Source organism: Bacillus sp. TL12 (genome assembly GCF_022625245.1).
Taxonomy (GTDB): Bacteria; Bacillota; Bacilli; order Bacillales; family Bacillaceae_G; genus Bacillus_A.
Map to the genome: position 1 here is coordinate 1 of NZ_JAJJBY010000064.1, position 11,194 is coordinate 11,194.

The following is an 11,194-nucleotide window of genomic DNA, read 5'->3' on the forward strand; positions in this document are numbered from 1 at the left end:
GCAGTCGTTCAGAAAGTCATCGAACGAATCCGATTGGAAAAACCGATAAATAACATCCAAGAATCGCACAATATGGTGCTTAAATTGGATAGTGATCAAAGTACACAGGGAAGTGAAAGCGGAAGCAAAGATTTAATGGACATGCTGGATTATATATATTAATACGAACAAGCTATAACGTTTGAACAAGGTATTCCTTCTCTAAAAGGGATTCTTATACATTTAGCTCAAAAAAGACTTGAAGAATCAGCCGAAGAAATCAAATTAAAAAAGTCGATTGAAGCCTCCAAACAACGGATTAGAAGGGCAATTTATCAATCATTAAACCATTTGGCATCCCTTGGATTTACTGATTTTTCAAATCCGAAGTTTGAAAATTACGCTTCTAGTTTTTTTGATTTTACAACTATAAGGAGAAAGATGACGGAGTTGAATAATGAACCAACATTACCTATTCGTATCGATACGAAAAAATTTATTCAGGTTCTTCATTTTGAAGCGAAATGGATACATTTAGAATTGCAATGACGAACTCTAGTTAATTCTTAAACTCAAATGAAGGGCTTATTTTGTTTTGTTAGCTTGATAGCGATGGAGTAGCATCCCTAATTATTCGTAATTTTCATTGACAGGAATTATTTTAGTAACTACTATTAGTTATTGATAATGATTTTCAATCGCATCATCTTTTGTTAATTTTAAGGGGGAAGTATTTACTAATGTTTAAAAAGAAAAGGAAAATCGGTATATTACTATCAGCAATAATTCTCCTCTTGTCTATTATCTTTGTGGGTTGTACATCACAAAATAATGAGCAGGGCGTAAAAAAAGAAACGAGTAATAAAGAAAAAACTCTTACTTTGTCTTGGCCGAGGGACATAGGAGAGATGAATCCACATGTTTACAATCCTTCGCAATTAATTGCACAAGCAATGATTTACGAACCATTAGTTAGCTATAAAGAAGGCGGTAAACTAGAGCCGGCGCTGGCCGAATCATGGACAATATCTGAGGACGGCAAGGAGTATATTTTTAACCTTCGTCCAAATGTAAAATTCTCTGACGGAACCGCTTTTAATGCGAATATCGTGAAAAAGAATTTTGATGCAATTATGAAAAATGTGAAAATACATAGCTGGCTAGGATTAATCAACATGATTAATAAGACTGAGGTAGTAAATGATTCTACCTTTAAAATTACATTAAAGCAGGCTTATTATCCAACATTGCAGGAGTTAGCGGTAGTCCGTCCAGTACGCTTTTTAGGTGAAGCAGGCTTCCCGGATGATGGTGATACTTCAAAAAGAGTGAAGAAACCTATTGGAACAGGCCCATGGATGCTAGAGGAATATAAGAAGGATGAATATGCGGTATTTACTCGCAACCCGAATTACTGGGGTGAAAGTGCGAAAATTAAAAAAATTTCAATTAAAATAATTCCTGATGCAGAGACGAGAGTACTTGCTTTCGAAAAAGGTGAACTCGATTTAATTTATGGAGAAGGCGCTATTAGTTTAGATGCTTTTAAACAATTAAAAGAGTCAGAAAAATATAAAACAAGTATTTCTGAACCTGTTGCAACAAGACAGTTGATTATGAACACGACAAAAGAGCAGCTTTCTGACATCAAAGTACGTTTAGCACTTCAATATGGTTTTAACAAGCAAGCGATAGTAGAAGGAGTGACTTCTGGACTGGAAAAGAAGGCAGACAATATTTTGGCTCCCAACCTCCTATATACTAATATTAAAACAACACCTATTAATTATGACGTAGAAAAAGCAAAGAAGTATTTAGAAGAAGCAGGATGGAAGCTGCCATCTGGAAAAAGTGTTCGAGAGAAAGATGGTAAAGCATTGGAGCTTGAGTTGATGTTTGATAAATCAAACCAAATCCAAAAGGCGATGGTAGAAGCCCTTCAAGCTGAGTGGGCGATGATAGGTGTTAAGCTGAATATTACCGGTGTTGAGCTGCCTGTCCAAGTAAAACGGTTTGGCGAAAATGATTTTGATTTGAACTTCTACAGTAACTTTGGAGCTCCATATGATCCACATACCTTCCTTAATATTGTTTCAATGGATGGCTTTGGATTCTCAGATGCTTTGTCAAACCTGCCAGTGAAGCAACAGCTTAATCAACAAATAAAAGAAGTATTTGCCTCGACGGATGAGAAAAAGCGAAAAGAATTATACAACTCTATCCTACAGACATTACAGGAACAAGCAGCAATCGTGCCAATTTCTTATATTAAGAAAACAGCTGTATACCAAAAGGATGTAACTAGCTTTGAATTCCCGGCAAATCGTGATGATCATCCATTCACTGGAATTAACATTAATAACTAGGAAACGGAAGGATGAGAAATAATGGGTAGCTATATTATCAAACGATTTCTTACCATCATTCCTATTTTTCTCTTTGCCACACTTCTTACTTTTTTATTGATTCATCTGTCGTCGGTCGACCCTGCTGAAGCGTATTTGGCAGCTGCCCATATTCAGCCGACAGCAGAGATGTTAGAACAAAAAAGACAGGAGTTTGGCTTAGATCAGCCACTGTTTGTGCAATATATTCAATCTCTTAGTAAGATATGCCAACTTGATTTTGGCATATCTTACCTTTCTAACAAGCCAGTTTGGCAGGAGGTCGTGTACCGGATGCCTACGACGATCCAGCTTGCCTTTAGCAGTATTTTCGTAGCTGTACTCGTTAGTGTGCCAATCGGATTTTTAGCTGCAGTGAAGAAAAATGGTGTCGTGGACCAATTTAGTCGAGTTCTGGCTTTTTTCGGTGCTTCAATTCCGCAGTTTTGGCTCGGTTATTTATTAATTTATTTGTTTGCAGTAAAGTTTAATCTGTTTCCTGTGGAGGGAGCAGGAACATGGATGCACTTGATTCTTCCATCCGTAACACTGGCTTTGCCGCTCATTTCGATTTATACTCGTTTGCTACGCATAAGTGTACTAGAAAATCTGCAAGATTCGTATGTCTTATATGCGAGAACAAGGGGGATTCATGAGCGTGTCATTCTGATAAAGCATGTATTGAGAATTGCAATTTTACCAATGATTACAGGAATTGGGATGAATTTTGGGAAGCTACTGACTGGAACGATTATTGTTGAGTCCGTTTTTTCGTGGCCTGGGTTTGGCCGTTATTTTATTGAGGCAATTTTTAACCGGGATATACCAGTCATCCAATGCTATGTGTTTCTTGCGGCCTGTCTATTTATTTTATGTAACCTGATTGTGGATATTGTGCAAATGTATATGGACCCGCGGATTTCTTGGAAAGGAGGAACGGACTAATGATTGCAAGTATAAGAGGTGTTTTCAAGCATCAAATCATCATTGTAGTCTGCTCATTCACTTTAATCGTTCTTTTTATCCTTACGATTTTGGCTCCGTGGATTTCTCCACATGATCCCATTCAAGTGAATTTAGCATTAAAACTAAAGCAGCCTTCCATGGAATATCCGTTGGGTACTGATTATTTAGGACGGTGTAATCTGTCTCGTCTTTTACATGGTGCTCGTATTTCTTTAGGGATTGCGTCTTTGATTTTTATTTCTTCCTTAGGGATTGGTTTGCTTATCGGAACTTTTGCTGGTTACAAGGGAGGCCGGATTGATCTTATATTAATGAGATTTTGTGAGGGAGTGATGGCCTTCCCGAATCTTGTGCTCATACTTGGACTTGTAGGAATATTCGGTCCAGGAATGAAACAGGTAATTTTGGCAATGGTGCTTGTGCAGTGGGTGTATTACGCGAGGATGTTCCGAGGCTTAGTACTCAGTTTAAAGGAGCAGAATTTTATTACAGCTGCGAGAATAAACGGATCTTCGCAATGGAAAATTATTAGACGACATATTATCCCGAATGTACTTCCTCCTATTGTCGTGATGGGGACACTTGAAATGGGGTGGGCTATTATGGATATTTCCGCTCTGTCGTTTTTAGGACTAGGTATTCAGCCACCCATGCCTGAGTGGGGTGCTATGATTCACGAAGGGAAAGCGTATATACGAAGTAATCCAGAGTTAATGATATATCCAGGTGTAATGATTATGCTCGTTGTTATCACTTTTAATATATTGGGAGAAGCTTTATCAGATCGGTTTGGGGTAAAACGACGTTTTTAAAAAGGAATGAGACAATTGATAGAAAAACAGCGTAATGTTTTGGAGGTAAGTGACCTGCATGTAAAGATAAAGACCCCCACTGGAACAATTCCCTTAGTGCAGGATATCCATTTTGAACTAAAGCCTGGGCGTGTGCTCGGGCTTGTTGGAGAAAGTGGCAGCGGCAAAACAGTTACTTCCTTGTCACTTCTGCAACTGCTAGATCGAAAAACAACAAGTATAGAAGGTAGTATACGATTGCACGATAGAGAACTAAATGAGCTGAGTGCGAAGGAGATGCGACGGATTCGAGGGAAAGAGATTGCCCTTATTATGCAAAATCCAATGAATGCTTTTACCCCTGTATATACGATTGGAAATCAATTCATTGAAACGATTCGCACTCATACTGCTTTAACAAAGAAAGAAGCATTTGAACTGGCTGCGAACTCTTTGCATGATGTAAATTTGCCAAATCCTTTAGATGTTATGCGTAGATACCCATTTCAGCTAAGTGGAGGAATGCTACAACGGGTAATGATTGCTATTTCCCTATGCCTGCGGCCATCTGTAATTATTGCTGATGAGCCAACAACAGCGCTAGATGTGACAAACCAACTGCAGGTGCTGCAGCAGTTGGATTTTATTCGTTCGGAATATGGTACGTCTATCCTATTAATTTCTCATGATTTAGGAGTTATTTCGGAACTAGCTGACGATGTCATTGTGATGCAGTATGGAAGAATTGTAGAAAAAGCAGACGTTTATCAGCTATTTGATCATCCACAGCATGAGTATACGAAAAAGTTGCTTCATGCTCGACCGACGCTGCAATTTAACGAAAGATCTCAGGATTTTCTAACCTTATTGAAGTAGCATTATTATCCTAAAAACAGGGAGTGAGCCCATGAGTTTACTGCAGGTTAAGAACGTAACACATATGTATGGTTCCTATAACTTGTTTGGCAGAATGGATCAACGAAAAGAAGTACTTTCCAACGTTTCTATTTCCATAGAGCCAGGAATGTGTCTCGGTCTTCTCGGAACAAGCGGAGCTGGGAAAAGTACGCTGGGAAAAGTAATCCTTGGAATGGAGAAACCGCAAAAGGGACAAGTTCTGTTTCAGGGACATGATTTTTATAACATAGACCGTACCACCCGTAAACGGCTTCGCCGTGATCTTCAAGTAGTGTTTCAAGATTGCTACTCTTCGGTAAATCCACGAATGACTGCGGAACAAATTATTAGGGAACCGTTACAAAACTATGAAAGAATGTCCCAGGATGAACAGAGTCGGACCGTTGGAGAGTTACTAGAAAGAGTTGGTCTGAATCGTGAGGATATGCGAAAGTACCCTCATCAGTTTAGCGGGGGACAGCTGCAAAGAATTAATATTGCGAGAGCGATTTCCTTAAAACCGAAGCTAATTGTATTAGACGAGGCGGTAAGTGGTTTGGATATGGTCAACCAAACAAACATTTTAAACTTGTTGAGTGAGTTGAAGTCAGCTTTTGGTCTCTCATACCTTTTTATTACACATGATATAAAAGCTGCCTATTTTATATCTGATACTTTGGCTGTGATGGAGAGAGGAGAAGTAGTTGAGCTATGCGAAAATAAAGACCAGTTTTTCACCTCGCGGCACCCCGTTGCGCAAACTTTGCTCTCGTCCATTCTTTCCGAGCATCCTCGTTACCGTTCTCTTTCTGGAGGAGGCATTACTCCCATCCTCAGGCATGAGAGATGAAGGAGGAAAACTATGAATCATCGATCCTATCTTACGTTAGCCATTCCCTTGATCATTTCAACTATAACAACCCCTTTATTAGGGGCTGTAGATACAGCAGTTGTCGGGCAGCTGCCTGATCCTGCTTATATTGGGGCAGTGGCTGTAGGAACCATCATTTTTAATACGATGTATTGGTTATTTGGTTTTTTGCGAGTGAGTACATCGGGATTTGCTGCTCAAGCGTATGGAGCAAACGATGATATACAAGGGTTTTTAGCCCTAACAAGACCATTTGTAACAGCAATTGTAGTAGGGATTATTTTTATTCTTCTGCGGCACCCTGTCGAATATTTATTTTTAACCTTAATAAACCCGGAGTCTGACGTTCGAACGTTGACATCTAATTATTTTAGTATTCGTATATGGGGTGTTCCGTTTACTTTAATGAATTACGTTATCCTCGGATGGTTAATGGGGATGTCTAAGATTAAAATCTCTTTAATGATACAAGTTTCTATGAATCTTATGAATATTATTCTAGCCCTATTATTTGTCAACGTATTCTCTTGGACAGTGCCTGGCGTAGCTGCAGCAACTTTAATATCGGAAATAATGGCCTTTATGATAGGTATCATCATTATATGGAAGGCTGTTCCTTTTACATGTAAGCAGCTTCCTTTAAAAGAAATTTTTAATCTTGCTTCGTTCAAAAAAATGATGAGCGTTAACCGCGATTTATTCATAAGAACATTTTGTTTGTTAACCATGTTTAATATGTTTACGGCGAAAGGTGCTTCCTTTGGAACAGAGGTTTTGGCAGCAAATGCTGTTCTTATCCAAATTCATTACATCATGGCGTACTGCTTTGACGGATTTGCGAATGCTTCTAGTATTTTTGTAGGAAAAGCAATTGGGGCAAAAGATAAACAATTGTACAAAAAGACACTTTCACTATCGTGTCAGTGGGCAATCTTTTCATCCTGTTTTATCGCAGTTATTTACAACTTGCTTGGTCATAATATAATTACATTATTTACGAGTGTACCAAGTGTTATTGAGTTGGCAAACACCTATGGAATATGGATTACGCTATTCCCTCTTTCGGCAAGTTTTGGAATTATTATATATGGTGTTTTTACAGGGGCAACAGAAGCAGCACCCATTCGAAATTCTATGATTTTAGCATTAATTGCTTATCTCGTTGCTCAATTTATCGCAGTTCCTAGCTTTCAAAATCACGGTTTATGGTTCGCCTTTATCGTATTTAGTATAGGGCGTTCTGTATTTTTAGTAATGTATATTCCAAAGTTAAATAAAAAGCTATTTTCGGTACAAGCGCAGAATACTAAAACATTTTACAATTAGGGAGCCTGCCGCTTGTCAACTTAAAATTCCCTAGGTTTTAACAAACGGGGTTCTGTTGCAAAGATTTCTAAACTGAGATAACCTGTAGAAAAAGTGTGAGCAGGAGAATGATATATGGGGTATTTTAAAGGAAAACAGTTTAAAAAGGATATTATTTTGCTAGCCGTCGGCTACTATTGTCGTTTTTCTTTAAGGGGTATCGCCACATCGCTATCAAGCTAAGAAAATACAACTACCCCCAGAACGAGATCTTGTCCTAACTTGTAATAAAAAAGCTCATTTTTTCGTTTTGGGGTGTTAAAAAATTCTTAAGTTGATGGGCATGGGGTAGTACCAGCGTTCTTACAACTAGGGGCAAAGTAGCATTATTATAGGATCAATACTATTTTTCTTCTTCATATTCCTTTATTATTTTATAAAACATGTATTTCCTTAGTTCTACCATTTCCATAAACGTAACAGCAGTAATTTCGCCACTCTTCCATTTTAAATGAGTTTCTTCTATTATATTTATTTGTTGTTTGCTTAAGGTCGAAAGGTTCACTTGAGGACGGCCTAAATGTTTTCCTTGAGATTTAGCTATCACAATCCCTTCAGCTTGTCTCTGATGAATTTTTTTTCGTTTTTGATCTGCAACATAAGACAACAAAGATAAAGATTGATCTTCCATTTGAATTTATCCATAATATTTATTGCTAGTAACAGATCATATCGATATTTAGAATCAAATTTCCATTTCTCTATGTGACCATAAAAAAATAGGAGCAATGCTGCCCCTATCTTTTTACTTATATTCCATCTCTTTTCAATGTAAACGGAAGATAGATAAGCTGGAAAAAATTCTTGTTCCTTATAGTGCGAACAAAACAAAGCCGATAAAATTCAACCATAACATCGGGCCGGATTGTTCATATGTAATGTCTGTTGTTTGTTGCATGTGATGTATCCACTTACCTTTTTTATATTTAAATTATTGGCGTATGTGAAGAGAAGTCACCGCTTAACCAAGAGCATTATTCAGCATATGGAGTAAAATAGTTGGAATAATGGAATTCGCCTTCTTACATAATATCGCCATGAACATCCCACCAATGAAAGTATCTATCATCACCCCAATTGAATATGTGTGAGCGATACTGAAAAGAAAGCTTGATCCAATTGCGGCAATCCAAAATGGGAAGCGCTCTTGGAACAAGCGTAAGATGATACCGCGGTAGGTTATTTCCTCAACAATGGGTGCAAGTATTGTAGTACTGAGAAATAAAGGAATGGGATATTGTTCTACCATTTCTAATTTTAAAGCTGCATATTGTTCTTCTCCTGCATGAGGAAATAGTGGTTCAAGGACATATAAATATATAATCCAACTTGCTGCAAGGAAAAGAAGTACATATATATACATATTGATCTTTTTTAACACATGAAAGTTGAAAATTGGTATGACTAAGCTCTTAATGGGCTCATATGCGTAAATGAATAACAGTAATACAATTAATTTTCCAAATCTAAACGTCGTATCTTCGACTGATACGTGAAAGGCAGTTGGTTCTTGCATAGTAATTAACTCTGTATAAATCATAGATGGAATGCCAATAAATACTCCTACGATAATATCCGTTCCCAAAAACGCAAACAGTACAGCCCCAATAAACCCCCACCATGATACTGAATACACTTTGTCTTGCGTAAGTTCTGGTTGCATAAAAGAAATTCTCCTATCTTAAATTTTTATGTAACATAATATTTAAATTTTATAATTGAAAAAAGGAAAAGTCACTATATTTTGGATATGAAATATACGCTGTTGGGGGCCTGCCACCATGCTTATCAACCTAAGAAAAACAAATACCCAAAACGAGAAAATAAATGTAGAGATATAAAATTTTCGTTTTGGAGACACTTCAAAATATTAGCTTGATAGCGATGGGGTACCGCCAGCATTTTGGAAAATCCCCAAGTTAAGCAAAAAATACAATAAGCCATCCATATGGACAGCTCATTTACATAATTATCGTTCTCGGAAGTTATATTTCATCCAAAGCACAAACAGAATTTTTAGTAATCTGTACATGAAGATCGGATAAAGTCCTTATTGTAAAAGTTATGATTATTATGTATAATTTTCCTATAAAATCGATTGTGTGTTACTGGCGTGAACATGGAGAACCATGAGGGAGCACACAAACATCTGCCGTACGCCTGGGCAAAGTATTTGGACTTACGTTCAAATACTTTTTTTATTTTCAGGAAGGGGTTTAAGTAGATGAATAATATTGATTTACGGTATGGGATGAATCCACATCAAAAGAAAGCAAAAGTGTATTCCACAAAAAAATTGCCTATTAAGATTTTAAATGGTGAGGCAAGTTATATTAACTTTTTAGATGCATTAAATGCTTTCCAGCTTGTACGAGAGCTGAGACAGAGTACTGGTCAACCAGCAGCTACATCATTTAAGCACGTGAGTCCGGCTGGTGCAGCTGTCTATTGTCCACTAAGTGAACGGCTTGCAAAATCTTATTTTGTTGAAGGACTGGTATTGTCCCCATTGGCTATCGCCTATGCAAGGGCAAGAGGAGCTGACAGAATGTCTTCATTTGGTGACTGTGCGGCTTTCAGTGACCCAGTAGACATAACCGTAGCAAACCTTCTGAAAAAGGAGGTTTCCGATATAATTGTTGCACCTGGATATGATGAAGACGCGTTGGCAATTTTAAAAAAGAAAAAAGGAGGAAAGTACCTTATTTTGGAGATTGCCCCTGACTATGTACCCGATCCAATTGAAAAAAGGTCAGTGTTTGGAATCACAATGGAACAAGAAAGAAATGATACTCTCATCTCAGAAGAAATCTTTGATAACATTGCCACCATACAGCGTGTAGTTCCTGACAATGTTAAAAGGGATCTTTTTGTTGCTATAATCACACTAAAATATACCCAATCAAATTCAGTTTGTTTTGCATTAAATGGTCAAACGATCGGGATTGGTGCAGGACAACAATCGCGAATTCATTGTACCCGATTGGCAGCTGAAAAAGCAGATAACTGGTGGTTAAGACAGCATCCACTCGTACTCCAAATGAACTTTAGGGAAGGAATATCTCTTGTTGAGATAAACAATGCCATTGATGGTTGGATAAATGATGATATTACTCTACCAGAAGAACAACAGTGGAAACAATATTTTCAAGTAGTACCTGAAAGACTATCTATATCTGAAAAAAAACAATGGCTAAAAGGCTTAAAAGAAGTTTCCTATGCTTCTGATGCTTTTCTCCCATTCCGTGATAACATTGACCGAGCTGCCCAAAGTGGTGTTAAGTATGTAATCCAAACCGGTGGTTCATTACGTGATGATCAGGTTATACAAGCAGCAAATGAATATGGGATGCTAATGGCATATTCGGGTATTCGTTTATTTCATCATTAAATCAATCATTCTATTGAATTGATTGTTGCTATAAAATCAGTGAATAGTAGAAAAGAGGCTGTGCGGCCTCTTTTTGATTTAATGTATACCGTATATATGTCAGGTTAACATAACGCCAAAATTATCAGTAGCAAGAAAAAGGCGAATCCCTACTCTTACAAGGAATCCGTCTTTTTCTTTTTCTACAACTCTATTCATTTTTTTATACATCCCTATCCTGCCGTGGGTTTTAGGGTTCTCGTTTGTTACTGGATTAGCCGAAAAACTGTATAAAATTTTGCATACTCTTAGCGTGGTTTTTTTCAAAAATGCTGGCGGTACACCTTTATGAAAAGATTAGTCAAAACATTTAGAGAACCAGCGGTTCTCACTACAGACAAAACACCAGCATTACTTTGCGCATTTAACAAATTAAGAGAACAAGGCTTTTATATACATACAACTTATTGTACAAGCAAGCATTTGAACAATCTCATTGAACAGGACCATAGGCATGTGAAGCGACGTTTTTCCAAATCCGCAGGATTTCAAAATCTTCGCCACGCTTCCT

Annotated in this window: 8 protein-coding genes, 4 pseudogenes and 1 riboswitch; of the genes and pseudogenes, 10 read left to right on the forward strand and 2 right to left on the reverse strand. The window is 37.5% G+C overall.

Annotation, left to right across the window (positions count from 1 at the left end; translation table 11 throughout):
* From LOK41_RS26130 to LOK41_RS26165, 8 genes and pseudogenes are all read left to right on the forward strand, one after another.
* Nucleotides 1-528: pseudogene (locus tag LOK41_RS26130) on the forward strand (DNA-binding domain-containing protein); the annotation flags it as partial.
* A 191-nt stretch (nucleotides 529-719) separates the two neighbouring features.
* A complete protein-coding gene (gene nikA / locus LOK41_RS26135) occupies nucleotides 720-2,345 on the forward strand; it encodes a nickel ABC transporter substrate-binding protein (RefSeq protein ID WP_241818919.1) in 1,626 nt (541 codons plus the stop codon).
* Between the two features lie 21 nt (nucleotides 2,346-2,366).
* Complete coding sequence (gene nikB / locus LOK41_RS26140) at nucleotides 2,367-3,308, forward strand: nickel ABC transporter permease subunit NikB (protein WP_241818920.1); 942 nt, start codon at nucleotides 2,367-2,369, stop codon at nucleotides 3,306-3,308.
* A complete protein-coding gene (nikC, locus tag LOK41_RS26145; protein ID WP_241818921.1) occupies nucleotides 3,308-4,141 on the forward strand; it encodes a nickel ABC transporter permease subunit NikC in 834 nt (277 codons plus the stop codon). Before nikB ends, nikC begins: the two co-directional genes overlap by 1 nt.
* Before the next feature lie 6 nt (nucleotides 4,142-4,147).
* On the forward strand, nucleotides 4,148-4,996 hold the full coding sequence (gene nikD, locus LOK41_RS26150) for a nickel import ATP-binding protein NikD (RefSeq protein WP_241818922.1): 849 nt from the start codon (nucleotides 4,148-4,150) through the stop codon (nucleotides 4,994-4,996).
* 31 nt (nucleotides 4,997-5,027) lie between these two features.
* Nucleotides 5,028-5,867, forward strand: a complete 840-nt coding sequence (gene nikE, locus LOK41_RS26155) for a nickel import ATP-binding protein NikE (protein WP_241818923.1) — start codon at nucleotides 5,028-5,030, stop codon at nucleotides 5,865-5,867.
* Between the two features lie 12 nt (nucleotides 5,868-5,879).
* Nucleotides 5,880-7,214 (forward strand): MATE family efflux transporter, encoded by a 1,335-nt coding sequence (locus LOK41_RS26160; RefSeq protein ID WP_241818924.1) that lies wholly within the window; start codon nucleotides 5,880-5,882, stop codon nucleotides 7,212-7,214.
* Nucleotides 7,215-7,328: 114 nt separating this feature from the next.
* Nucleotides 7,329-7,406 (forward strand): annotated as a pseudogene (locus LOK41_RS26165) (IS6 family transposase); the annotation flags it as partial.
* Nucleotides 7,407-7,596: 190 nt separating this feature from the next.
* Here LOK41_RS26165 and LOK41_RS26170 read toward each other — a convergent pair.
* A pseudogene (locus tag LOK41_RS26170) lies at nucleotides 7,597-7,884 on the reverse strand (recombinase family protein); the annotation flags it as partial.
* Nucleotides 7,885-8,214: 330 nt separating this feature from the next.
* On the reverse strand, nucleotides 8,215-8,916 hold the full coding sequence (locus LOK41_RS26175; RefSeq protein WP_241818925.1) for a CPBP family intramembrane glutamic endopeptidase: 702 nt from the start codon (nucleotides 8,914-8,916) through the stop codon (nucleotides 8,215-8,217).
* A gap of 431 nt (nucleotides 8,917-9,347) precedes the next feature.
* Nucleotides 9,348-9,426: riboswitch (ZMP/ZTP riboswitch) on the forward strand.
* A 51-nt stretch (nucleotides 9,427-9,477) separates the two neighbouring features.
* Here LOK41_RS26175 and LOK41_RS26180 point away from each other — a divergent pair.
* Entirely contained in the window at nucleotides 9,478-10,644 is a 1,167-nt protein-coding gene (locus tag LOK41_RS26180; protein ID WP_241818926.1) for a phosphoribosylaminoimidazolecarboxamide formyltransferase, read from the forward strand.
* A 318-nt stretch (nucleotides 10,645-10,962) separates the two neighbouring features.
* Nucleotides 10,963-11,194 (forward strand): annotated as a pseudogene (locus LOK41_RS26185) (DDE-type integrase/transposase/recombinase); the annotation flags it as partial.

Coding starts and splice junctions, on each gene's coding strand:
- nikA (WP_241818919.1), top strand. CDS start 720: ATGTTTAAAAAGAAAAGGAAAATCGGTATATTACTATCAGCAATAATT.
- nikB (WP_241818920.1), top strand. CDS start 2,367: ATGGGTAGCTATATTATCAAACGATTTCTTACCATCATTCCTATTTTT.
- nikC (WP_241818921.1), top strand. CDS start 3,308: ATGATTGCAAGTATAAGAGGTGTTTTCAAGCATCAAATCATCATTGTA.
- nikD (WP_241818922.1), top strand. CDS start 4,148: ATGAGACAATTGATAGAAAAACAGCGTAATGTTTTGGAGGTAAGTGAC.
- nikE (WP_241818923.1), top strand. CDS start 5,028: ATGAGTTTACTGCAGGTTAAGAACGTAACACATATGTATGGTTCCTAT.
- LOK41_RS26160 (WP_241818924.1), top strand. CDS start 5,880: ATGAATCATCGATCCTATCTTACGTTAGCCATTCCCTTGATCATTTCA.
- LOK41_RS26175 (WP_241818925.1), bottom strand. CDS start 8,916: ATGCAACCAGAACTTACGCAAGACAAAGTGTATTCAGTATCATGGTGG.
- LOK41_RS26180 (WP_241818926.1), top strand. CDS start 9,478: ATGAATAATATTGATTTACGGTATGGGATGAATCCACATCAAAAGAAA.